Origin of the sequence: Microcella alkaliphila (assembly GCF_004216855.1) — a bacterium.
In the GTDB taxonomy this organism is placed as follows: Bacteria; Actinomycetota; Actinomycetes; order Actinomycetales; family Microbacteriaceae; genus Microcella; species Microcella alkaliphila.
Genome location: NZ_SGXT01000013.1, coordinates 103,827 through 127,288, shown reverse-complemented (window position 1 = coordinate 127,288; position 23,462 = coordinate 103,827). Strand labels below are relative to the sequence as shown.

Genomic DNA, 23,462 nt, shown 5'->3' with positions numbered 1-23,462 from the left:
TTCGATTGCCAATATGCGCCGCCGGCGGGTGATCTAGAGCACACTATGACCATGGATGCGATCGATCGCGCAATAGTCAGCCAACTGACGCGCAACGCGCAGATCTCGAACACGGAATTGGCCGAGCGAGTGGGCTTGTCGCCGTCGCCGTGCCTGCGGCGGGTGCGCCGCCTCGAACAGGACGGCGTGATTCTCGGTTACCACGCGCGCATCGCCCCGAAGGCAATCGGTCAGGGCTTCGAGGTGTTCGCGCAGTTCGAGCTCGACAATCAGCGTCAGGAGACGATCGAGCGATTCGAGTCGGCGCTCATCGAATTCCCCGAGGTCATCGAAGCGCATCGCATGTTCGGCAGCCCCGACGTGGTGGCGACGATCCGCGTCGCCGACATCGAGGGCTACGAGCGCTTCGCGACCGAGAAGCTGCGCACCCTTCCCGGTCTCACGCGCATGTCGTCACGGTTTTCGATGAAGGTGCTGAAGAGTCGCTACCCCGAGGGGTGAGCGTGCAGCGGGCGATCGCCGCGTCACGGCAGAATGGGAGGCATGTCTGACGCCGAGCACGCGCCCGCCGCCCCCGAGGGCGCAGCGCCCGACGCCACCGAGAACGCCACTGCCCCCACAGAACTCACCGGCCCGCTGACGCCGGGCGAGACCGCGCGAATCCGCCGCGTCTTGCCGTGGACGCTCGTGTGGGCGGCCGGCATCATCCTGCTCGACCAGGCCACGAAGTTCTGGGCCGAGACAACGCTCACGCTGCGCGAGGGCGTGCCCGTCATCGGCGAGTGGATTCAGTGGCGCCTCGTGTACAACCCGGGTGCAGCCTTCGGCATCGGGCGCGAGTACACGTGGATCCTTGCGATCGTCGCCGCGCTCGCGGTCATCGGCCTCGCCATCTTTGTCGCCCGTATTTCGAGCGCACGCTGGGCTGTTGCCGTCGGCGCCATGTTTGGTGGGGCGATCAGCCACCTCGGTGACCGGCTGTTCCGACCCCCGTCGTTCGGTCGCGGCGAAATCGTCGACTTCATCGACTATTTCGGCTTCTTTGTCGGCAACATCGCCGACATCGCACTCGTGGTCGGAGCCGGCGGGATGATCCTCTTGAGCCTGATCGGCGTCAGCCCGCGACGACCCGAGCGCCGTGCACCGGACCCGTCGCCCGCAGCACCCGGTGACCCCCAGCGCTGAGGCTCACCTGCAGTTCGAGGGCCGCATCGGCGTCGGCGACAAGAAACGCCACCGTCGGGCCTGAGCCCGACACGAGGGCGGCGAGCGCCCCCTCGACCTCGCCCGCCTCGAGCGTCGCCGCGAGTTCGGGCTGCAGGTGCAGCGCGGGAGCCTGCAGGTCGTTGTAGAGGTACTCGGCCAGCTGGTGCGCGTCGCCTGCCCGCAAGGCCTGGAGCACCTCGATGTCGACGGTCGGCTGCTCGGGCGCGGGGGCGATGTCGGTGACGTGCCGTTCGCGGTGCCGGTCGAGCTCGGCGTACACCTCGGGGGTCGATAGCCCGCCGTCGGCGAGCACGAGCACCCAGTGGAACGTGCCCTGCGCGAGTGCGGGCGACAGTCGGTCGCCGCGGCCAGTGCCCACCGCGGTGCCGCCCATCAGGGCGAAGGGCACATCCGCGCCCAGTTCGGCGGCCAACTCGCCGAGCTCGTCGCGGCCGAGCCCCGTACCCCAGAGGTGGTCGCAGGCGACGAGCGTGGCGGCCGCGTCGGCCGAGCCGCCGCCCATGCCTCCGGCGATGGGCACGTGCTTCGCGATCTCGAGGTGCACTCCCCCGCGGTAGTCGGTGGTGCGGGCCAGCAGCCGCGCGGCGCGAATTGCGAGGTTCGATCCGTCGGTCGGCAAGGCGCTCGTGTCGATGGGGCCGGTGAAGCGCACCGAGAAGTCGTCAGCGTCGGTCGCCCACACCTCTTCGTAGAGCGACACGGCCTGGTACGCGGTGGCGACATCGTGGTAGCCGTCGTCGTGCAGAGCACCTACGCGCATGAAGACGTTGATCTTGCCGGGCGCCTTCGCGTGCACGACGCGGGGGCCTGCGGCAACGCTCATGCCTCCACCCTAGGGCAGGGTGTCGAGCAACTTTGCGAGCCGTCCCTTGACGGTAGACAGGGCGTCGTCGTCGGCCATTCCCGACCACGTGAGGCTGACGGTGGCGGGCTTCCCCGCGACCGGCCGCACGCTCAGCAGCAGCCGCTCGCGCGCGCCTTCCGTCACCGGGTCGGGCACCCAGGTCGCGCCGGGGTTGGCGGCGTCGGGGCGCGCACTCATCGGCTCGCCCAGCGCCGCTTCGAGGTGGGGCATGAGGCGCGAGTACACGCTCGGACCGTCGCCCGGGATGCGCCTGCTCACGGAGGCAGTGAATGTTCCGTCTTGCTGCTGGCCGGGGCGACGCCGGCCCGTCGCCTGCTCAAAGCCCACCGTGATCGACTGTGCCCACCAGGCATCCACCCCGTGGTCGGCGACCAGGTGATCGGCGATCTTCTTGTGCGGCCAGTCGCGCGCGCCGGCCGCATCGAGCATCCCGAACCAGTCGGCGGGCAGCCGCCCGGTGGCCTTCCTCGCCGCCTCGTCGCTCGCGCCACCCGCGGCGGCCCTGACCGGTGTCTCGTCGCCCATACGAGCATCGAAACACAGTCGGCCGCGCGCCGGTAGCCTCGAGGCCGTGCAGTGCGACTACTTCGACGCGGGGGTCTGCCGCTCGTGCACGCTCATGGGTGTGCCGTACGCCGCGCAGGTGGCCGAGAAGCAGGCCCGCGTCGAGTCGCTGCTCGCGCCCCACCTCGCCGGGCCGACCGCATCGGTGTGGGGCCCGCCGGTGGCGAGCGTCGAGAGTGGCTTTCGCGCGAAGGCGAAGATGGTTGTCGGCGGCACGGTCGGCTCCCCCACGCTCGGAATTCTCGACGAGCAACGCCGCGGAGTCGACCTGCGTCACTGCGGCGTGATCGCACCCCCGATTCTGGATGCACTGCCCGCCATCGCGACATTCGTCACGACCGCGCAGCTCACCCCGTACGACGTGCCGGCCCGCCGCGGTGAGCTGAAGAACGTGATCATCACCCTCGGCGCCGAGGATTCGCTCATGCTGCGGTTCATCACGCGCACCGCCGGCGGCCTCGCCCGGGTGCGCCGCCACCTGCCCAGCCTGCTGGCCGCCGTGCCCGCCGCCCGCGTCGTGACCGTGAACCTGTTGCCCGAGCACAAGGCCGTGCTCGAGGGCGTCGAGGAGCACGTGCTCACCGAGGCGAAGGCGCTACCCCTGCTCGTGGGTGACGTCGAGCTGCGGGCCCTGCCGCAGTCATTCGTGCAGACGAACACGGACGTCGCGGGCGCGCTCTACCGGCAGGCCGCGGCGTGGGTCGACGAGGTGGCGCCCGCGTCCGTCGCCGACCTGTACTGCGGGGTGGGCGGGTTCGCGCTGCACGCGGCGGGTGCTGCGGGTGCCGAACGTCATGTGGTCGGGGTGGAAGTGTCGCGCGACGCGGTGGCGAGTGCGGAACTGGCGCGCGACGCGCGGTACGGGCGTGACGGCGACCGGGCGCGCATCCATTTTGTGGCCGATGACGCGCTCGAGTGGGCCCGACGCGAACAGGCGTTGCCCGAGCTCGTGATCGTCAACCCGCCGCGGCGAGGGCTCGGTCAGCCGCTCGCCACGCTGCTCGCCGAGCGCGGGCCCGAGACGGTGATCTATTCGAGCTGCAACCCCGACACGCTCGCCCGCGACCTCGCCGCCATGCCTGACTATCGGGTCGAGCGGGCGCGGGTGGTCGACATGTTCCCGCAGACGATGCACGTCGAGGTGCTGACGCTGCTGCGCCGGGCCTGAGGCCCAGCGCGCCTGAGGCCCAGCGCGGCTGAGACCCAGCGCGACTGAGGCGCAGCGCACCTGAGGCGCGTCGCCTCGCCGCTCAGTCGCGCGAGTACGCGCCCCGGCTCTGCGAGGTGAGGCTCGGCACGAGCAGCCGGTAGATGCCAAGGCCGATCACCTCGATCGCCATGCCGAGCACCACGACGAGCGGTACGAGCTCGAAACCCTCCTCGAAGGCGGCCGCGATGGGCAGCACGAGCAGGCCGTTGCGGGCGGCGCCGGCGAAGGTGAGCGAGCGCACCCCGCCGATCGACAGGCCGAAGGCGGTGCCGATCAGTATGCCGAGCGGTGTCATCACGATCAGGTAGACCCCGAACAGCGGCGCGACGGCGACGAGCAGGTCGATGCGCTCGACCGCGCGCGGCGCGAACACGGCGGCGACGGTGCCGGCGGCGACGGCCGTCGCGGGCACCGTCCAGCGGTTGATCGCGCGCAGCCCCGTCTGCACCGGCGCGGCGCGCTCGCCGATGAATTGCAGGGCCGTGATCGCGAGCGCGGGGCCGATGATGCACGCGAGGATCACGGGCGGCAGGCCCGAGACGTCGAGGGTGAGAAAGCCGTCAGACAGCGTAAACAGAATCAGCAGGCCGGGAACCGTCACGGCCTGCACGAGCAGCATGATCGGGGCCGCGGCGAACAGCGCCTCAGCGTCGCCCCCCGCGCGGCGCACCAGGCCGACGATGAGGCCGACCCCCGGCGCGAGCAGCATGAGCAGCAAGCCGAGCTGCAGGTCGGGGTCGCGGAACACGATGCGACTGAGCACGAGAGTCAGCAGCGGGCCGACGACCACCGAGAGCAGGAGGAGCGCCGACAGGAAGCGCTTCTCGAGCACGGTGCGGCCGACCGCCGCGAGCGGCACCCCGGCGAGCGTCACCGTGATCGCCAGCGCGATCAGCCCGAACGGCAGCGCGTCCGGCGCGGCGCCGACCTCGGGCGCGAGTGCTCCGACCGAGAAGCCCGCCGCGATCGCCGCGACGATCGGGGGTGCGGGATGCGCCTCCAGCCACCCAAGCGCGCCTCGCGCGGGCGCGCCCACACCGCCGCCCGGCCCGCTGCCGGGCGCGCCGCCGGACCGCCCGGCAGCCGGGCCCTGCGGCGCGAGCGCGCTCACGCCGACTCGAGCCGCGCGAGAGAAAGAAACGCCTCGAGGTCGAGCTGCTCACCGCGCGCCGTCGGGTCCACCCCGGCCGCCTCGAGCGCCGCGGTCGCCGCTGCGGACGACCCGAACACCTCGGCGAGCGCCTGCCTGAGCATTTTGCGCCGTTGCCCGAACGCGGCATCGACCAGCTGGAAGGTGCGCTGGCGCAGGAGGTCGTCGCCGGGGACGCGACGTCCGTGCATCCCGACGATGACGCTGTCGACGTTCGGAACCGGCCAAAACACCTGGCGGCTGATCGTGCCCGCGACGCGCCAGTCGCCGTACCAGGCGGCCTTCACGCTGGGGCTGCCATAGATCTTCGACCCGGGCGCCGCGGCGATGCGGTGCCCGACCTCGGCCTGCACCATGACCAGCACGCGCTCAAGCGACGGCAGGGCGGCCAGCAAGTGCAGCAGCACCGGAACGCTCACGTTGTACGGCAGGTTCGCGACCAGCGCGGTCGGGATGCGCGGGGCACCGCCCGGCGCAGACAGCGCGGCCGCGTCGACCGTCATCGCGTCGGCCGTCACCACCGTGAGTTCGGCGTGCGGTTGCAGCTCGGCCACCGTCGTCGGCAACTGGGCGGCGAGGCGTGGGTCGATCTCGACCGCGACGACCGGGTGGCCCGCGTCGAGGAGGCCGAGGGTCAGCGAGCCAAGGCCCGGGCCGACCTCAAGCACAGTCTCACCCGGCTGAAGCTTCGAGGCCTGCACGATGCGGCGCACCGTGTTGCCGTCGTGCACGAAGTTCTGGCCCAGCTTCTTCGTCGGCGCGACACCCAGCAGTTCGGCGAGGTCGCGCACCTCGGCCGGGCCGAGCAGTGCTCCCACGTCAGTCGTCGCCCGCGGCGTCGCCCGAATGCGGGGCCGACGGGGTGAAATCGTGCGGGTCGCCCGGAATGTCGTGCTGCGTGGCGTCGGCCGCATCATCGGCGGGCCGGTCGGCCCACGGGTCGCCTGGGGCCACCACCGGGTTGTCGTCCCAGTGGCCGTAGACGTTCTCGGTGTTCGAGCTCAGCTGTGCCGCCAGCATCGAGGCGTCGGTGCCGATCGCGTCGGCCATGGCGCGCACCGTCCACGGCAGCAGGTAGGGCCCGTTCGGTCGCCCGCGGTGCGGGTGCGGGGTGAGGAACGGTGCGTCCGACTCGACGAGCAGCAGGGCGCGCGGCAGCACCTCGAGGGCGTCGCGCAGGTTGCGGGCGTTCTTGAACGTCACCGTGCCGGCGAACGAAGCGAACCAGCCGCGCTCGGCGCAGATCGACGCCAGCTCGACGTCGCCCGAGAAACAGTGGAACACCACGCGGTCGGGGGCGCCCACCCGCAACAGGGTCGCCACGACGTCGTCGTGCGCGTCGCGGTCGTGGATCTGCAGGGCCAGGTTGTGCCGCTTCGCCAACTCGATGTGGGCCTCGAACGCGCGCAACTGCGCCTCGCGTCCCCCCTCGTCGGTGCGGAAGTAGTCGAGCCCCGTCTCGCCGATGGCGACAACACGCGGTTGCTGGGCGAGGCCGTCGATGACGGCCAGCGCGTCGTCGAGGGTGCCCTCAGCATCCAGTTTCGGGGCCTCGTTCGGGTGAATCGCGACCGCGGCCAACACGCGCGGCTCGCGCTCGGCGACCGCCGCCGACCACTGGCTCGTGATTACGTCGGTGCCGACCTGCACGACCCCGCGCACGCCGACCGCACTCGCCTTGTCGAGGTGGTCGCGGTAGTGCAGCGGGTTCTCACCGTCGGCAATCTCGAGGTGCGTGTGGTTGTCGTACACGGGCACGACGAGCGCCTCCGGAGCGGGCGGATAGGCGAGGTCGCGGGTGGTGTCCTCCATGGCCGCGCGCTTGCGGATGTGCGGGTCGATCGCCTCGGTCATGCAGTTCTCGCCTCCTGGGCCGGGCACCCCGACCGCGCAGGCGAGTCTACTGACCGGCACGCGGGGGTCGCTGGGGGTTGACGCTCCGCCGGGTCGGGCGTGACGGTTCTCAGGAGTTCAGGCAGGTACGGCTCATCGACCCCGCCAGTTTTCGGCCCCGGCCACGCTGCACTCCTGAGAAAAGTCACGCCGCGCCGACAGGCTGGGCCGGGCGTGTGACGGCCTCCGCCACGCGTGACAGACGCGGGAGCGCCGACTACCCGAGCTGGTCGGCCTCGATGCGGGGGAACAGCGGCGGCAGCGGCGACACCTCGGCACCGGCGGGCAGCTGGCCCCACGCGGCGACACCGTCGACACGCTGCTCTGCGAGCGGACCGATGGCGGCCTCGGCGCCGAGCGCCGTCCACAGCTGGGCGGTCGACTTCGGCATGACGGGGGCGAGCAGCACGCTCAGCGCGCGCAGCCCCTCCGCCGCGGTCGCGAGGATCGTGTGCAGGCGCTCGACCTTCGACTCGTCCTTCGCGACCTTCCACGGCTCCTGCTCGGTCAGGTAGCCGTTCAGCTCGTCGACGATCGTCCAGATCGCAGTGATCGCCTCGTGGATCGCGAAGCGGTCCATCGCGGCGCTCGCGCGCTCGACGGCCGACTCAACGACCGAACGGATGCGCGCATCCGCCTCATCGAGGTCGCCCGCGGCGGGTACGCGCCCGTCGCAGTAGCGGCCGATCATCGCGACGACGCGGGAGGCGAGGTTGCCGAAGCCGTTGGCGAGTTCGGCCTGGTAGCGGGCGGCGAGGTCCTCCCACGAGAAGGAACCGTCTTGGCCGAACGAGATGGCGCGCAGGAAGTAGTAGCGGAACGCGTCGGAGCCGAACACGTCGGTGATCTGCGCCGGAGCAATGCCGGTGAGCTTCGACTTCGACATCTTCTCGCCGCCGACGAGCAGCCAGCCGTGCCCGAACACGCGGCGCGGGGTCGGCAGGCCTGCGGCCATGAGCATGGCCGGCCAGATGACGGCGTGGAAGCGGGCGATGTCTTTACCGACGATGTGGTTCGAGGGCCAGAACTTCTGGAACAGTTCGCCGGGCTGATCGGCGCGCCAGCCGAGGGCAGAGATGTAATTAATGAGCGCGTCGAACCAGACGTAGAAGACGTGCTTCTCATCCCACGGAACGCGCACGCCCCAGTCGAAGCTCTGGCGCGAGATCGACAGGTCGTCGAGGCCGCGGCGCACGAACGAGACGATCTCGTTGCGCAGGCTGTCGGGCTGGATGAAGTCGGGCTGCGTCTCATACAGCTCGAGCAGGCGGTCGCCGAACGCGCTCATGCGGAAGAAGTAGTTGGCCTCCTTCAGCACCTCGACGGGGCGACCGTGAATCGGGCAGACGTACTGACCCTCGAATTCGCCCGTGCCCTGCGCGAGGTCGTCGGGCTGCTTGTACTCTTCGCAGCCGACGCAGTAGTAGCCCTCGTACTCGCCGAAGTAGATGAAGTCGTCGTCGTACAGCTTCTGCAGGAACGCCTGCACGACGCTCTCGTGCCGCTCCTCCGTGGTGCGAATGAAGTCGTCGTTGGCGATGTCGATCGTCTCAAGCAGCGGAATCCACGCGTCGGCGACGAGCTTGTCGGCCCACTCCTTCGGGGTGACGTCGTTCGCGACCGCCGTGCGCAAGATCTTCTGGCCGTGCTCGTCGGTGCCCGTCAGCGACCAGGTCTCGACGCCGCACTGCCGGTTCCAGCGGGCGAGCACGTCGACCGCGACCTCCGTGTACGCGTGGCCGATGTGCGGCGCGTCGTTGACGTAGAAGATCGGGGTGGTGACCGAGAAGGTGGGGGCTGTGGCCATGATTGCCCCATTCTAGGCGGGCGGCGGCTGCGCGCCCGGCGCGCGCGGGGCACGCGCGCGCGGGGCATACTGCCCGAGTGACCGACACGAACGCCCGCGACCACATCGTCGTCTTGCCGGGCGGTGGCTACGCCCGCCACGCCGACCACGAGGCCGAGCCGGTCGCCGACTGGCTGCGCACGCTCGGCGTCGCCGCGAGCGTGCTGCGCTACCCGGTCGCCACCCGCCACCCCGGCCCCCTGGATGCTGTACGCACCCACATCGCGCAGGTGCGGTCGTCGGGGGCTCAGCGGGTCGGCGTGCTCGGCTTCTCCGCGGGCGGCCACCTCGCGGGTCACGCGGCCGCGACGGGCCTCGCCGAGCTCGCGGTGCTCTGCTATCCCGTGGTGTCGATGCTCACCCCGACCCACGCGGGATCGCGCGAGAACCTGCTCGGGCCGCGCCCGGGGCGGCGCGCCCGCCGCGCGACGTCGATCGAGCACCTCGTCACGCCCGCGATGCCACCGACGTTCGTGTGGCACACCGCCGACGATGCGCTCGTGCCGGTTGAGCACGCCTACCTGTTGGGTGCGGCGCTCGCCCGGCACGGGGTGCCGCACACGCTGCACGTCTACCCGTCCGGCGTGCACGGGTTGGGGCTCGCATCCGGCTCGGGCGACGCCGAGCGCTGGACGTCCGAGTGCGCGGCGTTTCTCGCCGATCACGGCTGGGGTGCGTAGCCGCAAGTTACAGCCCCGTTCGGTAGGTTCAAAGCATGCGGATGCGCGCACTCCTCTCGATCGTCGCCAGCGTCGCGCTCGTCGCGAGCTGCGCCCCCGGCTCGGTGCTCGCCGACGGGCTCGAGGGGTGCCGCCCCGTCACCGAGGGGCAGGTCGGCAGCGCGTCGTTCGGGCTGGTCAACAACAGCAACGACCCGGTCGTCATCGAGTCAATGACGGCCCAGGAACTCTCGGGCGGCACCGTCGTCGACAGCTGGTTCGAGCCGTTCGACGGCGAGGGCGACCCCGAGCCGGTCATCTTCGGTGGCAGCCGCGCCGACCGCGCGGCCGAGGGCGCGACGGTTTCCGACCTTGGCGGCACCGTGCTCGAACCGGGCGATGCGGGCTACATCGCGCTCGCGGTGCGGCGCGATGGCCGGGGAGACGCCCTGCTCGAAGTGGTCGACATCACGACCGACACACAGGTGCTCAGCGCGCCGGTGCGTCTGCGCCTCACCGACAGCTGTGAGTAGCGGCCTACCCGCGCCGGGCGGCGAGCGCCGCCTCGTAGAGCTCGCGGGTGCCGAGGCCCGTTGCGGCTCCGACATCGGCGGCCGCAGCCTTCAGGCGCTCCCCCGCCGAGGCTCGGGCCAGCACCTCGGCGACCGCGCTCGGCAGGTCGGCGGCGAGCGCGGGCGCTCCCTCGATGACGACGACGAGCTCGCCCCGGGCGCCGTCGGCAAAACGTTCGGCCAACTCGCCGAGAGTGCCGCGCGCGACCTCCTCGAACTTCTTCGTCAGCTCGCGGCAGACGGCGGCGCGGCGCTCCGACCCGAAACCCAGAGCGAGGTCGGCGAGCGAGGCGCCGATGCGGTGCGGCGCCTCGAACACCACGATGGTGCGCTGCTCGGTCGCCAACCCCCGCGCCCACGCGACCCGGCCCTTGCGGGGAACGAACCCGTCGAAGGCGAAGCGGTCGGTGGGCAGCCCACTCAGCACGAGGGCGGTGAGCACCGCGCTCGGTCCGGGGATCGCGGTCACGTCGACACCCGCGGCGATGGCCGCCTCGACGAGGACGTATCCGGGGTCACTGATGCCGGGCATCCCGGCGTCGGTCAGCACCACGAGGTCGGCGTCACGCGCCGCCTCAACGAGGTCGGCGGATGCCGCGCGCTCGTTATGCTCGTGCAGCGCGACGAGCTTCGGGCGGTTCTCGACCCCGAGGGCGCGCAGGAGGTGCGCGGCGGTGCGTGTGTCTTCGGCGGCAACCACGGGCGCCGCCTCGAGCACCTCGATGAGGCGGCGGCTGGCGTCGCCGAGGTTGCCGATGGGAGTGGCGGCGAGCACGATCACGGCTCCACTCTGGCACGCGGGCCTGCCGCGACGTGCGGCGGGGAGCGCGAAACCCGCGGCTAGCATGAGCGCGTGACCGTGCAGACGCCGACCGTTTCAGGCCCCCGGTCGGCGACGAGACTGCCGCGGGCCGTGCGCATCGGCGTCCCCGCCGCGATCATCGGCGTGGCCGCGGCCGCCCGGCTCATCGGACTCGACACCCCCGAGACCCTCGTCTTCGACGAGACGTATTACGTGAAAGATGCCGCGTCGCTGCTCGCGTACGGCTACGAGGGTCGCTGGCCCGACGACCCGAACCCGCGCTTCGAGTCGGGCGAGCTCACCCGCCCTGCCGTGGAGGGCGCGTTTGTCGCGCATCCCCCGCTCGGCAAGTGGCTGATCGCCCTCGGCCTCGCCGCGTTCGGCACCGGCAACCCGGTCGGCTGGCGCCTGTCGGCCGCCATCGCCGGCATCGCGCTCGTCGGGCTGGTGATGCTGCTCGCCCACCTGCTCACGAAGAACGTCACCCTCAGCATGATCGCGGGTGGGCTGATCGCCATTGACGGCTCCGCGATCGTCATGAGTCGCGTCGCGCTGCTCGACGGCTTCCTCGCACTCACCGTCGTGGGCGCCGTCATCTTCTGGACGCTCGACCGCGGGCAGTACGGGCGGCGGCTCGCACCCCGCATCGCGGCGTATGCGCATCCGGGCGACGAGCATCCCCCGTCGCGTCGCGTCCGCGACGATTGGGGGCCGGTGCTGTGGCGCCGCCCGTGGCTCATCGCGTTCGGGGCGACGTTCGGGCTCGCCGCCTCCATCAAGTGGAGCGCCCTGTACCTGTTCGCGGCGTTCGCACTCATGAGCGTCGTGCTCGACGCGGTCGATCGGCGACGCGCGGGCGTGCCGTTCTGGTTCTCGGGCGGGATACTGCTGCAGGGGCCCGCGTCGTTCCTCCTCACCGTGCCGGCCGCTCTGCTCGCCTACGTCGCGACCTGGACCGGCTGGTTCGCCACCTCGGGCGGCTGGGGCCGCGACCACGGCACGAACGCTCTCGCCGCGCTGTGGCGCTACCAGCAGGAGGTGTACGGCTACCACGTCGGCGAGTCGACGCCGCACGCCTACGAGGCGCCCGCCGCCCTCTGGCCGTTGCTCGTGCGCCCCACCTATATGCACTACGACGAGGTCACGGAGGGCGTCGCGGTCGGCATCACGGGACTGCCGAACCCGCTGATCTGGTGGCTCGCGTGGGCTGCGCTTCTGATCATTGCGGCGGGATGCGCGTGGTCGCGTCTGCGCATTTTCTCGGGCGGCGCGCTCCCCGCCACCGTCGTGCTCACCGGGGTCGCGGCCGGCTGGCTGCCGTGGCTGCTCTACCCCGAGCGCACCACGTTCTTCTTCTACACGATCGTGCTCGTGCCGTTTCTCGTGATCGGACTGGCCATGGTGGCCGACGGCATCCTGCGCCGAGGCGGGCGGGTAGCGCTGCTCGTCATCGGCGCGCTCGTCGTCGTCGTGAGCGTGTTCTTCCTGCCCGTGTGGATGGGCCTGCCGCTACCGCTCGACCAGCTCAGCTGGCGCTATTGGCTTCCGAGCTGGGTGTAGCTCGGCGCCGGGGACGGTAGACGAGCTTCCGCAGCGCCCACTCGGCCGGGCCGGGCTTGTCGACGGCCGCAAGCACGTTCGCCGCGATCAGCGTGCCGAGCCAGGTAATGACAGCAATCTGGCTGGCCTCGGCGATACCGAGCTGGTCGCCGAGCCCGAGCGCGTACGGCGCGAACACGATGAGGAACACGAGCGACTGGGTGAGGTAACCGCTCAGCGAGCGCTGGCCGAGGGTCGCGAAGATGCGGCTGATCGGGCCGGGGGTTTCGCGGCGCCCGGCGAGGATCGCGATGAGGGCGACGTAGCCGACCGCTCCCACGGCTCCGGTACCCGCGTGCAGCATGGTCACGAGAGGTTCGACGAAGATGCCGTACTCAACGACGCCGAGTAGGGCGAGCGCGAGCGGCACGGCGCCGAGCAGGGAGACGCTGATGCCGACGCTGGCGGCAAGCCCGAGTCGACGCACGTGCGGGGTCGGGTCTTCGAGCACCCGGCGGCGGGCGAGCCACATGCCGAGGATCATCGGCGCGAGCAGGCCGATACCGCCGAACGGCATGCCAATCATCTGCACGAACCACTCGCCGGCGCGAAGCAGCACAGCGACTCCAAACGAGTCGGCCGCAGCCGAGCCGAACGGGGCCCCGGTCGTCATGCCGCCGTCGACTGTGCCGAACAGCCCGCTCAGGCCCTCAAACGCGCCAATCAGCACGAGCATCCCGAAGCAGATCCAGCCGACGATCGCGAGCACCTTGCCCGAGGCCCGGATGAGCAGCACCAGGGCGAGGCCGAGCAGACCGTAGGGGCCGAGAAAGTCGCCGAAAAACAGCAGCACGCCGTGTGCGGCGCCGAACGCGATCAACCACAGGTTGCGGCGAATCAGCAGACGACGCGTGTCCTCCCAGCTCGCCCCACGTGTGTACTCGCGGGTCATCAGCTGCGTCATGCCGTAGCCGAACAGCAGAGCGAACAGCGGGTAGCTGCGGTTGTCGAACAGCATCGCGACGAAGACGTTCGTCCACTGGTCGGTCGCGTCATCCGACACCGGCTTCAGGGCAATGCCGAGCTCAGTGCCGAACAGGAAGAACGGCACATTCGCCAACGCGATGCCGATGAGCACGAGCCCGCGGGAGACGTCGGGAGCGGCGGCCCGCTTCAGGCGGGGAGTGGGGGCGGCGAGTGTCGACTCGGTCATGGCCTCAACGCTAGGGGTGCGTGGCGAGGCGCGCCTCAGCCTGTGGAGTGATTCGCGCATCCCCCGCCTCAGCCGCACGGCCGAGCCGGGGCCGCCACCTCGAACCACCGGTAAGCCTGCCCACCGTAGCCCCGCCCCGCGCTCGACACGCGCCTGCGCCGCCGTGCGACTGGCTGCAGCGCCGCCGGCCGCGGGCTGCGTGATGTTTCTCAGGAGTAGAGGTGCGGTCTGCCCGGATACACGCGGGAGTTATCGGTCTCGAGCACCTGAAATCCTGAGAAACGTCATGCGAGAGTCGCCCTTCAGCGACCCTCGGTCGGCCCAAGGGAACCGCCGATGGGCCGCCCACGATGCGCTGATCCGCGTGCGGAGGCGGGGTGCTGGCGAGCGTCGGTGTGTGGGCCCGGGCGGGGAGGCCGCGGGCGCTTACGAAATGTGACGGGGATGCGCGGGGCACGTCGCGTCGCTCGGATACGGTGGCGAGATGGCCGACCGCGATTACGGTTTCCGCACGCGTGCCCTGCACGCGGGCAACGTTCCCGACTCGGCGACGGGCGCCCGCGCCCTGCCGATCTACCAGTCGAGCGCGTTCGTGTTCGACGACGCGCAGGATGCCGCCGCCCGCTTCGCCCTGCAGAAGTACGGCAACATCTACTCGCGCCTTGCGAACCCGACCGTTGCGAGCTTCGAGGAGCGCATCGCGAGCCTCGAAGGCGGACTCGGCGCCGTCGCCACGGCGAGCGGACTGAGCGCGCAGTTCATCACCTTCGCCTCGCTCGTCGGCGCCGGCGACCACGTCGTCGCGTCGTCGAACCTGTACGGCGGGTCAATCACGCAGCTCGATGTGACACTTCGCCGCTTCGGCGTCGAGACGACCTTCGTCGCGAGCGACCAGGCCGACGACTACGCGGCCGCGATCATCCCGGGTCGCACGAAGGTGCTCTTCGCCGAGACGATCGCGAACCCGTCGGGTGACATCGCCGACCTCGAGGCGCTGGCCGACGTGGCGCGGGCGCACGAGATTCCGTTCATCGTCGACTCGACGATCGCGACCCCGTACCTGTGCCGCCCGATCGAGTGGGGCGCCGACGTGGTCACCCACTCGGCCACGAAGTTCTTGGGCGGCCACGGCACGACCCTCGGCGGCGTCGTCGTCGAGTCGGGTCGCTTCGACTGGTCGAACCACAACTTCCCGCTGTTCGAAGAGACCGTGCCGCACTACGGCGGCCTCACCTGGTACGGCAACTTCGGCGAGTACGCCTTCCTCACGCGCCTGCGCGCCGAGCAACTGCGCGACATCGGCCCGGCGCTCGCCCCGCACTCGGCGTTCCTGCTCGCGCAGGGCGTCGAAACGCTGCCGTACCGCATGCAGGCGCACGTCGACAACGCACGTGCGGTCGCGCAGTGGCTCGAGGCCGACCCCCGCATCGAGACGGTGCGCTGGGCGGGGCTTCCCTCCCACCGTCACTACGAGCGGGCCCAGCAGTACACGCCGCTCGGCCCGAGCTCGGTGTTCAGCTTCGATGTCAAGGGCGGTCGCGCTGTGGGCGAGAGGCTCATCGAGAACGTGCAGTTGGCCAGCCACCTCGCGAACATCGGCGACGCGAAGACGCTCATCATCCACCCCGGCTCCACGACGCACGCGCAGCTCACCGAGCAGCAGCTTGCCGACTCCGGCATCGGGCCGGGACTGGTGCGCTTGTCCGTTGGCATCGAAGACGTCGAGGACATCATCTACGACCTCGATCAGGCACTCAACGCAGCCGTGAAGGAGGCGTGACCATGACCGACGTCAGCACCCCGGCATCCGCTTCGCTGGATGGCGCCGTCTCGACAGCGAACGCCGCGACCGAGACAGAAACCGTGACGCTCGCGAACGGACTGACCTGCAGCATCCCGGCCAGCTCGCCGCTTGCGAAGCGGCTCAAGTCGCAGCGCACGTGGGTGGGGCCCAGCGCCAAGGAGCGCCTTGGCATTCTTCGGCGCGCACAGAGCATCGCGATCGTTGGTGCCTCACCGAACCCCGCACGCTCGTCCTACTTCGTCGGCACCTACCTGCTGCAGTCGAGCGACTACCGGGTGTACTTCGTCAACCCGAACGCCACCGAGATTCTGGGCCAGAAGGCCTACCCGGACCTTGCCTCGTTGCCCGAGGTACCCGACATCGTTGATGTCTTCCGCAAGGCGAGCGACATTCCCTCTGTCGTCGACGACGTCGTGGCCATCGGCGCGCCCACCATCTGGGTGCAGTTGGGCATTTGGAACGAAGAAGCGGCGTACGACGCCGAAGCTCGCGGGCTCACCGTCGTCATGGATCGCTGTATCAAGGTCGAGCACGCTCGGTTCCACGGCGGTTTGCATCTCATGGGATTCGACACCGGCGTCATCAGCAGCAAGAAGCAGGTGCGGTAGGCACCTTTCTGCCGACTCGCGAGTGACCCGTTCGGCCCTCGGCGAGACGTTTCAGGAGTCCGTTTACCCACAATTCACCACTGTCCGCCCTTTGGGGGACCATTTGTACCCCGTTTGGGGGTTTCGAAGATTCCTTAGACCGCCTACTGTCGTCTACGCGTAGCAACACCCGAATTCGCCAGAACCCGAACTGGCGAAGCTGCGCATGAGGTTACCCGTGCCCACCACCCCCCTTTCCCCTGCCTTCCTGCCTGCCCGAAAGCGCCAATGGGGCGCCGAAAAGCGCACCGAGCCGCTCCCGATCGTGCACACTCGTCCGAGCGATCGCCGCATCGCCATGGCGCGCGTCGCGATCGTCGCGACCATCGTGTTCTGGGTCGTGTACGTCGTGTACACGGTCATCGCCGAGTTCCTGAACAACGGCACCCAGAGCTTCGAGTTCACCACTCAGGCGATCTCCTACGTCGTCGTCGTCACCTTCCTGACGTTCTCGGCACTCATGTACCTGATCGCGCGCCACGGAGCGCTGCAACGGTTCGCCGCACACGTGCGCGTCCCCCGCGCAGAACTCGACCGCCACTTCGCCGACCGCTCCACCTCCATGACAGTGCTCGTTCCGTCTTACGCCGAAGAGCCCGACGTCGTGACGACGACGCTGTGGTCCGCCGCGCTGCAGGAGTACCCCGAACTGCGCGTGGTGCTGCTGATCGACGACCCGACGAACCCCACGGAGGAGGACAAGCTCGCCCGGCTCGACGCAACGCGCGCCATTCCCGCCGCGATCAACGACGCGCTTCGCGAGCCGTCGGAGCGCTTCCGCAGCGCTCTGCTCGAGTGGGAGGTCGAGCGCCCCGAATCGATCCTCGATTCCGAGATCGAACAGCTCATCACGCACTTCCGGTGGGCCGTCGACTGGGTCGACGCGCGCATCGATCAGCACACCGTGACCGATCACGTCGACCGCTTCTTCGTGGACCAGGTGCTCGGCGGGCTCCGGTCGGAGTTCGCGGCCACAGCAGACGCACTCGACGCTGCCCGCTCGAGTGAGCACGGCATTAGCGGCGAGATGGCTGTTCACATGATGCGACGACTTGCCCGAACGTTCACCGCCGAGGTGACGAGCTTCGAGCGCAAGGCGTACGCATCCCTCTCGCACGAAGCCAACAAGGCGATGAACCTGAACGCCTACATCGGGCTCATGGGCGGGGCCTACACCCGCGAACAGACCCCGCAGGGACCGGTGCTGCGAGCGGTGCCCTTCGCCCACGAGGCCGATCTGGTCGTTCCCGAGCCCGACTACATCCTGACGCTCGACGCCGACTCGATGCTCCTTCGCGACTACTGCGTGCGGCTCGTGCACTCGATGGAGCAGCCCGAGAACGCGCAGGTCGCCGTCACGCAGACGCCGTACTCGTCGTACCGGGGCGCACGAACCCGCATCGAGCGACTTGCGGCGGCGACGACCGACATCCAGCACATCCTCCACCAGGGCTTCTCGCACCACAACGCGACGTTCTGGGTCGGTGCCAACGCGGTGATTCGCAAACGCGCCCTCGATGACATCGTTCAGCTGGAAACGACGGGTGGATTTGTCGTCAAGCGGTACGTTCAAGACCGGACGGTCATCGAAGACACCGAGTCGAGTATCGACCTCGGCACCCACGGGTGGACACTCACCAATTACCCCGAGCGCTTGAGCTATTCGGCGACCCCGCCTGACTTCGGGTCGCTCGTCATTCAGCGGCGGCGCTGGGCGAACGGCGGTCTTCTCATCCTGCCGAAATACTTCCGACAGGTGCGTGAGCGTCGCGCACGCGGCGAACGGGTCTCCATCATCGAGATTCTGCTTCGCGTCAACTACATGTCGTCGATTGCCTGGGCGAGCTTCGGGCTCGTCTTCCTCTTGGCCTACCCCTACGACAGCCGTCTGCTCTCCCCCGTCGTCCTGCTCGCCGCTCTGCCCTACTTCCTCGCCATGGCGAGCGATCTGCACTACAGCGGCTACAAGCGAACCGACGTGTTCCGGATCTACGGCTTCAACCTCATCCTTCTACCCGTGAACCTTGCCGGGGTGCTCAAGTCACTCGAACAGGCCATCACCAGCAAGAAGATTCCGTTCGCGCGCACGCCGAAGGTTCGCGACCGCACCGCGACACCGTTCCTTTACGTGGTCGCACCGTACGCCATCATCGTGTTCTCGATCGTGACGCTCGTGCGCGACGTACAGGCCGAGAACTGGGGCAACGCTGCGTTCGCCGGCTTCAACGCTCTCCTCGCGCTCTACGCGGTGATCGCGTACATCGGCCTCGGCACCTCACTGGTCGACTTCGGCTACGGCGCAACGAACTGGCTGTACGCCGCGCCGCGCCGCCCGAAGACCCCCGTCGCTGCCGAGCAGGAAGTCGCCGTCGACTGGCAGTCGGTTCTGTACTACGGGACGGTTCCGACTCACTCGCGCGCGACGGCCGACCACGTCGTCAGCCCCCGCGGCGCACGCACCTCCTCGAGCACCACCGAACGGAGCAACGCATAATGGCCGCCGCACCACGCCCCAGCATCCTCTGGCGAGACGGCCGACGCCTCAGCCCCTTCCGAGCGCTCATCGCCCTTCTGCTGACCAGCGGACTCGGCGTCTTCGGCTACACGCACGTCACCGACTGGGTGGCGACGCAGGCCGAGACGCAGGAAGAGCCCTGGTTCGCGGCATACGTCGATGTCACGGCAACGCCCACGTTTGCCTTCGAGAACGTCGACGCGCAGACAGCCCAAGACATCGTGCTGTCGTTCATCGTCGCCGATCGCGACGACCCGTGCCTGCCCACGTGGGGCACCGCATACACGATGGATGAGGCGTCGCAGGCACTCGACCTTGACCGTCGCCTCGCGCGGTTCTCCCAGGCGGGCGCTGACTTCACCGTGTCATTCGGCGGACTGCTCAACGACGAACTCGCGACCGTGTGCACCGACCACGACGAGTTGGTTGCCGCCTACGGCTCCGTCGTCGACCGTTACGACCTGACCACGATCGATCTCGACGTCGAAGGCATCAACCTCAGCGACCGCGAGGCGGGCGAGAGGCGCGCCGCCGCGATCGCCGAGCTGCAGCAGCAGCGACGCGCATCCGGTGACGAGCTCGCCGTATGGATGACGCTGCCGGTGATCCCCTCGGGGATGACCGAAGACGGCACCACCGCCGTGCAGCAGATGATCGAGGCTGGCGTCGACCTGGCCGGAGTCAATGTGATGACCATGAACTATGGGCAGGCGCGCGACACGGGCGAGTCGATGGCCGAGGCGTCCATCCGGGCGCTCCAGTCCACCCACCGTCAACTGGGGGTGATCTACCAAATCGCCGAGATTGAGCTCAGCGACGCCACGCTATGGCGCAAGGTCGGCGCGACACCGATGATCGGCCAGAACGATGTGTTCGAAGAGATCTTCACACTCGAAGACGCCTACGAACTCAACGCCTTCGCCATCGACACAACGATCGGCCGCATGGGTATGTGGTCGCTCAACCGTGATGTGCCGTGCGGTCCCAACTACGTCGATCTGCGCCGGGTGTCGGATGCGTGCTCAGGTATCCCGCAGGGAGAGGCGCGGTTCTCCGACATCCTCGCCGAAGGCTTCACTGGCCGCATCGATTCGGTTGCCGGGTTCGTCACGACTCCCGAACCTCGCGACCCGGCGGAATACATCGACGACCCCGAGACGAGCCCATACCCAATCTGGAACGCCGAGTTTGCCTACCTCGCCGGCACGAAGGTCGTCTGGCACCGCAATGTGTATGAAGCAAAATGGTGGACGCGCGGAGAGTTGCCGGACAACCCCGTATTGAACGAGTGGGAGACCCCTTGGGTGCTCGTCGGGCCGGTGCTCGACGGCGAGAAACCCATGCAGATTCCCACCCTGCCGTACGGCACCTATCCCGAATGGGAAGGCACCGCCGTCTACGACCGCGGCGCGCGCGTGCTCTTCGACGACACCGCGTACGAAGCGAAGTGGTGGACCCAGGGCGACAGCCCGGCCGCCCACGCCGCCGATCCCGATAGCTCGCCGTGGGTGCCCGTACGCCTCGACGAGATCGAAGAGATTCTGCGCGACCTCGAGACGGGTGAACTCATCCACGAGGGGTCGGGAACGATCACCGACTCGACCAATAACGACTCGCCGTGAGCGTCGGCGGGCGGAACGGTGCTCCCAAAGCGTTTCGCCCGCCGACTGCCTCACCGAAGTGCGCGGGGCGGCGGGCACCAGTATGCAGACTGAGGTCATGCAGAACGCTCCCTCCCGTCGCCGAACCCGCATCGTCGCGCTCGTCATCGCCGCGGGCGTGACCGTGGCGCTCGCGGGTTCCGCCATCGCGGTCGTGCTCCTCATCGGCACCCCGGGGCCTGCGAAGGCGTGGGCACCAACGTTCACGAGCGCCACCCCGAATGCCCCCGCTCCGTACGTGCGGGGCAGCGAGCTTGTCGATGGGCGCACGGGCAAACCGCTCGCGCTCTGGGGCGCGAACGTTCCGGGGTTCGAGTACGCGTGCATCCAGGGTCGCGGGCATGACGACGGAGGCACCACCGCTGACGCTGTCGCTGCCATGATCGAGTGGGGTTTCACGGCCGTCCGCATTCCACTCAACCAGCAGTGTTGGGGCGTCGACCGGCCGAGCGTGGCGTTCGGTACCGTCGACGACTACCGCGCCAATCTCGAGCGCTTCGTGTCGCTTGCGACCAACACAGGACTCGTCGTGATCGTCGACCTGCACTGGAGCGCCCCCGGCGGCGAGATCGCCGATGGTCTGCGCGCGATGCCCGACGCGAACAGCGTCACCTTCTGGAACGAGGTGGCCGCCGACTATCGCAAACACCGCGCGGTGATGTTCGACGTGTTCAACGAGCCGCACAGCCGCTACGACGCCGACCGGCAACAGTGGGCGTTCGAACTCACCCCGGAGTGCTGGCGCGACGGCGGGTGCCGGGTGCCGCGCGAGATTGACCGAGCCTCGACGGTGTCGGGCTCGACGTTCGCGGCGAGCGGCATGGCCGACCTCGTCGCCGCGGTGCGCGCATCCGGAGCTCGCCAGCCGGTCATCGTGAGCGGTCTGGATTACGCGAACGACCTGCGGGCGTGGGTCGATCACCGCCCCGCCGACGACCAGCTGATCGCGGGCGTGCACCTCTACCCCGAGCAGCGCTGTCGCGATGTCGAGTGTTGGCAGACAGAGCTCGGCCCCGTCACTCAGGTCGCGCCCCTGCTGGTCGCAGAGTTCGGCCAGAGCGACGGCGGCAGCGATCACCTCGACGCCGTGCTCGACTGGTCGCGCGGCAACGCGGTCGGCGCGCTCGCCTGGGCGTGGTGGGTCATCGACGACCCCGCCGCCAGCGAGGATGCACGCTACGCCCTCATCGCGGACGACGCATTCACGCCGAATCACCCGTCGGGCACGACGCTGCGCGCCGCACTCGACTCGCTCCCTTAGAAGTCGGTGTTCTCGGGGTGCGCGCCGACGCGCAGACCCTGGTCGACCGCAGCAATCGTCGCCATCTCGTCGGCCGAGAGTTCGAAGTCGAACACGTCGGCGTTCTCAACCATGCGCTCGCGCTTCGTGGTCTTCGGGAAGACGATGATGCCCTCCTGAATGTGCCAGCGAATGGCAACCTGCTGCACGCTCTTTCCGTGGCGCTCGGCGATCTCAGCGAGACCCGCCAGCTCAGCGAGCTCGTACTTGCCCTGGCCGAGCGGTCCCCACGCCTCGGTGAGCGTGCCGCGCGGCTCTTGGAACGACCGCAGCTCTCGCTGCTGGAAAGCGGGGTGCAGCTCGATCTGGTTCACCACGGGCACGACGCCGGTCGCCTTGTCGATGTCTTCGAGGTGGGACTGCATGAAGTTCGACACACCGATCGACTTCGCAAGCCCGGCCTCCTTCAGCGCGACGAGCGCCTCCCACGATTCGACGTGCTTGCCGTACTTCGGCGCCGGCCAGTGGATGAGGTACAGGTCGACGTAGTCGAGGCCAAGCCGCTCGAGGCTCGCCTCCAACGCCCCGCGCGCGGTGTCAGCACCCTGGTCGCTGTTCCACAGCTTCGTGGTGATGTAGAGCTCGTCGCGCGAAAGTCCCGAGGAGGCGATGGCGCGGCCGACGCCCTCCTCGTTCTTGTAGATGCGGGCGGTGTCAATGTGCCGGTAGCCGACCTCGAAGGCGTCCGAGACGATGCGCTCGGCCTCGTCGGGCTCGACGAGGAAGACGCCGAGACCCAGCTGCGGGATGCGGTTGCCGTCGTTGAGGGTCAGGTGCGGTGCAAGAATCGCGTCAGTCATCCCTCCAGTTTCCCGCATCCGCCTCTCAGGCACCTGGGACGCGACGTTCATCCGGCCCGTTATAAACGCTCAGGGGGCGAATCAGCGCGTTGGCGCTCAGCTGCTCCATCACGTGGGCCGTCCAGCCGGTGATGCGGGCGGCGACGAACAGCGGCGTGAACACCTCGGTGTCAAAACCCATGAGGTGGTAGGCCGGGCCCGACGGGTAGTCGAGGTTCGGTTTGATGCCCTTGCGAGCATCCATCGCCTGCTCGAGCGCCTCGTACAGCTCGATCATGTCTGCCCGGTCGTAGTGCGCGACCAGCGTCTCGAGCGACGCCCTCATGGTCGGCACCCGCGAGTCGCCGTTCTTGTAGACGCGGTGCCCGAAGCCCATGATCTTGCGCTTTTCGGCGAGCGCCTGATCGAGCCAGGCCTCGGCGCGGTCGGCCGAGCCGATCTCGGCGAGCACGTGCATGACGGCCTCGTTCGCTCCGCCGTGCAGCGGGCCTTTCAGCGCACCGATCGCGCCCGTGACGGCCGAGTAGACGTCGCTGAGGGTCGACGTAATGACCCGCGCGGTGAACGTCGAGGCGTTGAACGAGTGCTCGGCGTAGAGCGTCATCGACGTGTCGAACGCGTCGACGACGACCTTCTCGGGCACCTCGCCGAAGACCATGTGCAGGAAGTTCGCCGAATAGCCGAGGTCGTCGCGCGGCTCGACCGGGTTCCCGTCGCGGCGGCGGCGGCGCTGCGCGTACGCAACGATCGCTGGAAGCTTCGCGAGCATCCGCATTGATCGTTGCAGCGTGAAGTCGCGGTCGATCCAGGTGCGGTCGCTCGACAGCGTTTCGTCGAGCGCGCCGAGCACGCTGATCGCGGTGCGCACAACATCCATGGGATGCGCGGTGAGCGGCAGCGCGTCGATCGCGTCCTTCACGACCCGGTCGAGGTGGCGGTTTGCCCGCTCGTGGTCCTCGAACTCGGCCAACTGGTCGTCGGTGGGCAGTTCACCGTGCCACAGCAGGTAGGCGACCTCCTCGAACGTGCACTGCGCCGCCAACTGCTGCACGGGGTAGCCGCGGTACAGCAGAGAGTTGGTCTCGGGGTTGACCTTGCTGATGGCGGTTTCGTCGACGATCACGCCGGCGAGACCCTTCTTGATGTCGTCGCTCATGCCGTGCTCCTTCGCTCGGGGGTCGATCTCGGTGTGGCG

21 protein-coding genes are annotated in these 23,462 nt (G+C 69.2%); 11 read left to right on the top strand and 10 right to left on the bottom strand.

The window, feature by feature from the left end:
* Window positions 1-51: 51 nt before the first annotated feature.
* Entirely contained in the window at window positions 52-501 is a 450-nt protein-coding gene (locus EV140_RS03920; protein ID WP_130281297.1) for an Lrp/AsnC family transcriptional regulator, read from the top strand.
* A 42-nt stretch (window positions 502-543) separates the two neighbouring features.
* Window positions 544-1,185, top strand: a complete 642-nt coding sequence (locus tag EV140_RS03915) for a signal peptidase II (protein ID WP_130281295.1) — start codon at window positions 544-546, stop codon at window positions 1,183-1,185.
* On the opposite strand, the gene EV140_RS03910 is transcribed toward EV140_RS03915, so the two are convergent.
* On the bottom strand, window positions 1,115-2,050 hold the full coding sequence (locus EV140_RS03910) for a 4-(cytidine 5'-diphospho)-2-C-methyl-D-erythritol kinase (protein ID WP_130281293.1): 936 nt from the start codon (window positions 2,048-2,050) through the stop codon (window positions 1,115-1,117). The two genes, EV140_RS03915 and EV140_RS03910, sit on opposite strands and share 71 nt — an antisense overlap.
* 9 nt (window positions 2,051-2,059) lie before the next feature.
* The gene (locus tag EV140_RS03905) at window positions 2,060-2,617 is read right to left on the bottom strand and encodes a hypothetical protein (RefSeq protein WP_130281291.1); all 558 of its coding nucleotides are present in this window, start codon (window positions 2,615-2,617) and stop codon (window positions 2,060-2,062) included.
* A gap of 46 nt (window positions 2,618-2,663) precedes the next feature.
* On the opposite strand from EV140_RS03905, the gene EV140_RS03900 reads away from it, so the two are divergent.
* Entirely contained in the window at window positions 2,664-3,824 is a 1,161-nt protein-coding gene (locus EV140_RS03900; RefSeq protein ID WP_130281289.1) for a methyltransferase, read from the top strand.
* An 82-nt stretch (window positions 3,825-3,906) separates the two neighbouring features.
* Here the strand turns inward: EV140_RS03900 and EV140_RS03895 are convergent, their stop codons facing one another.
* The 4 genes from EV140_RS03895 to metG form a co-directional block, all read right to left on the bottom strand.
* Window positions 3,907-4,977 (bottom strand): hypothetical protein, encoded by a 1,071-nt coding sequence (locus EV140_RS03895; RefSeq protein WP_130281287.1) that lies wholly within the window; start codon window positions 4,975-4,977, stop codon window positions 3,907-3,909.
* A complete protein-coding gene (gene rsmA / locus EV140_RS03890; RefSeq protein ID WP_130281285.1) occupies window positions 4,974-5,834 on the bottom strand; it encodes a 16S rRNA (adenine(1518)-N(6)/adenine(1519)-N(6))-dimethyltransferase RsmA in 861 nt (286 codons plus the stop codon). Before rsmA ends, EV140_RS03895 begins: the two co-directional genes overlap by 4 nt.
* Window position 5,835: 1 nt before the next feature.
* Window positions 5,836-6,870 carry a TatD family hydrolase gene (locus tag EV140_RS03885; protein WP_130281283.1) on the bottom strand — a complete coding sequence of 345 codons (1,035 nt, stop codon included), beginning with the start codon at window positions 6,868-6,870 and terminating at the stop codon, window positions 5,836-5,838.
* Window positions 6,871-7,126: 256 nt separating this feature from the next.
* The gene (gene metG / locus EV140_RS03880; RefSeq protein ID WP_130281281.1) at window positions 7,127-8,716 is read right to left on the bottom strand and encodes a methionine--tRNA ligase; all 1,590 of its coding nucleotides are present in this window, start codon (window positions 8,714-8,716) and stop codon (window positions 7,127-7,129) included.
* A 77-nt stretch (window positions 8,717-8,793) separates the two neighbouring features.
* On the opposite strand from metG, the gene EV140_RS03875 reads away from it, so the two are divergent.
* Together EV140_RS03875 and EV140_RS03870 are read left to right on the top strand one after the other, a co-directional pair.
* Window positions 8,794-9,435 (top strand): alpha/beta hydrolase, encoded by a 642-nt coding sequence (locus tag EV140_RS03875; protein WP_130281279.1) that lies wholly within the window; start codon window positions 8,794-8,796, stop codon window positions 9,433-9,435.
* A gap of 41 nt (window positions 9,436-9,476) precedes the next feature.
* Window positions 9,477-9,947: a hypothetical protein gene (locus tag EV140_RS03870; RefSeq protein ID WP_130281277.1), complete on the top strand. Its 471-nt coding sequence runs from the start codon at window positions 9,477-9,479 to the stop codon at window positions 9,945-9,947.
* A 4-nt stretch (window positions 9,948-9,951) separates the two neighbouring features.
* Here the strand turns inward: EV140_RS03870 and rsmI are convergent, their stop codons facing one another.
* Entirely contained in the window at window positions 9,952-10,767 is an 816-nt protein-coding gene (rsmI, locus tag EV140_RS03865) for a 16S rRNA (cytidine(1402)-2'-O)-methyltransferase (protein WP_130281275.1), read from the bottom strand.
* Window positions 10,768-10,839: 72 nt separating this feature from the next.
* Here rsmI and EV140_RS03860 point away from each other — a divergent pair, with 72 nt between their 5' ends.
* On the top strand, window positions 10,840-12,348 hold the full coding sequence (locus EV140_RS03860; RefSeq protein ID WP_130281273.1) for a dolichyl-phosphate-mannose--protein mannosyltransferase: 1,509 nt from the start codon (window positions 10,840-10,842) through the stop codon (window positions 12,346-12,348).
* On the opposite strand, the gene EV140_RS03855 is transcribed toward EV140_RS03860, so the two are convergent.
* On the bottom strand, window positions 12,314-13,540 hold the full coding sequence (locus EV140_RS03855; RefSeq protein ID WP_157985598.1) for a DUF418 domain-containing protein: 1,227 nt from the start codon (window positions 13,538-13,540) through the stop codon (window positions 12,314-12,316). The genes EV140_RS03860 and EV140_RS03855 overlap by 35 nt on opposite strands.
* 484 nt (window positions 13,541-14,024) lie before the next feature.
* On the opposite strand from EV140_RS03855, the gene EV140_RS03850 reads away from it, so the two are divergent.
* From EV140_RS03850 to EV140_RS03830, 5 genes are all read left to right on the top strand, one after another.
* Window positions 14,025-15,320, top strand: coding sequence for an O-acetylhomoserine aminocarboxypropyltransferase/cysteine synthase family protein (locus tag EV140_RS03850; RefSeq protein WP_130281269.1), 1,296 nt, complete (start codon window positions 14,025-14,027; stop codon window positions 15,318-15,320).
* 101 nt (window positions 15,321-15,421) lie between these two features.
* Entirely contained in the window at window positions 15,422-15,952 is a 531-nt protein-coding gene (locus tag EV140_RS03845; protein ID WP_375880244.1) for a CoA-binding protein, read from the top strand.
* A gap of 499 nt (window positions 15,953-16,451) precedes the next feature.
* On the top strand, window positions 16,452-18,485 hold the full coding sequence (locus EV140_RS03840; RefSeq protein ID WP_241969053.1) for a glycosyltransferase family 2 protein: 2,034 nt from the start codon (window positions 16,452-16,454) through the stop codon (window positions 18,483-18,485).
* Entirely contained in the window at window positions 18,485-20,128 is a 1,644-nt protein-coding gene (locus EV140_RS03835; protein ID WP_130281263.1) for a chitinase, read from the top strand. The genes EV140_RS03840 and EV140_RS03835 overlap by 1 nt, the downstream gene beginning before the upstream one ends.
* Before the next feature lie 97 nt (window positions 20,129-20,225).
* Window positions 20,226-21,428, top strand: a complete 1,203-nt coding sequence (locus EV140_RS03830; RefSeq protein ID WP_157985597.1) for a glycoside hydrolase family 5 protein — start codon at window positions 20,226-20,228, stop codon at window positions 21,426-21,428.
* On the opposite strand, the gene EV140_RS03825 is transcribed toward EV140_RS03830, so the two are convergent.
* Complete coding sequence (locus EV140_RS03825) at window positions 21,425-22,267, bottom strand: aldo/keto reductase (protein WP_198674341.1); 843 nt, start codon at window positions 22,265-22,267, stop codon at window positions 21,425-21,427. The genes EV140_RS03830 and EV140_RS03825 overlap by 4 nt on opposite strands.
* A 25-nt stretch (window positions 22,268-22,292) precedes the next feature.
* Window positions 22,293-23,423: a bifunctional 2-methylcitrate synthase/citrate synthase gene (locus tag EV140_RS03820; RefSeq protein ID WP_130281259.1), complete on the bottom strand. Its 1,131-nt coding sequence runs from the start codon at window positions 23,421-23,423 to the stop codon at window positions 22,293-22,295.
* Window positions 23,424-23,462: the final 39 nt, after the last annotated feature.

Bases quoted from the DNA above. Each gene is read 5' to 3' on its own strand.
- EV140_RS03920 (WP_130281297.1), top strand. From the start codon at position 52: ATGGATGCGATCGATCGCGCAATAGTCAGCCAACTGACGCGCAACGCG.
- EV140_RS03915 (WP_130281295.1), top strand. From the start codon at position 544: ATGTCTGACGCCGAGCACGCGCCCGCCGCCCCCGAGGGCGCAGCGCCC.
- EV140_RS03910 (WP_130281293.1), bottom strand. From the start codon at position 2,050: ATGAGCGTTGCCGCAGGCCCCCGCGTCGTGCACGCGAAGGCGCCCGGC.
- EV140_RS03905 (WP_130281291.1), bottom strand. From the start codon at position 2,617: ATGGGCGACGAGACACCGGTCAGGGCCGCCGCGGGTGGCGCGAGCGAC.
- EV140_RS03885 (WP_130281283.1), bottom strand. From the start codon at position 6,870: ATGACCGAGGCGATCGACCCGCACATCCGCAAGCGCGCGGCCATGGAG.
- metG (WP_130281281.1), bottom strand. From the start codon at position 8,716: ATGGCCACAGCCCCCACCTTCTCGGTCACCACCCCGATCTTCTACGTC.
- EV140_RS03870 (WP_130281277.1), top strand. From the start codon at position 9,477: ATGCGCGCACTCCTCTCGATCGTCGCCAGCGTCGCGCTCGTCGCGAGC.
- EV140_RS03855 (WP_157985598.1), bottom strand. From the start codon at position 13,540: ATGACCGAGTCGACACTCGCCGCCCCCACTCCCCGCCTGAAGCGGGCC.
- EV140_RS03850 (WP_130281269.1), top strand. From the start codon at position 14,025: ATGGCCGACCGCGATTACGGTTTCCGCACGCGTGCCCTGCACGCGGGC.
- EV140_RS03840 (WP_241969053.1), top strand. From the start codon at position 16,452: ATGTACCTGATCGCGCGCCACGGAGCGCTGCAACGGTTCGCCGCACAC.
- EV140_RS03835 (WP_130281263.1), top strand. From the start codon at position 18,485: ATGGCCGCCGCACCACGCCCCAGCATCCTCTGGCGAGACGGCCGACGC.
- EV140_RS03830 (WP_157985597.1), top strand. From the start codon at position 20,226: ATGCAGAACGCTCCCTCCCGTCGCCGAACCCGCATCGTCGCGCTCGTC.
- EV140_RS03825 (WP_198674341.1), bottom strand. From the start codon at position 22,267: ATGACTGACGCGATTCTTGCACCGCACCTGACCCTCAACGACGGCAAC.
- EV140_RS03820 (WP_130281259.1), bottom strand. From the start codon at position 23,423: ATGAGCGACGACATCAAGAAGGGTCTCGCCGGCGTGATCGTCGACGAA.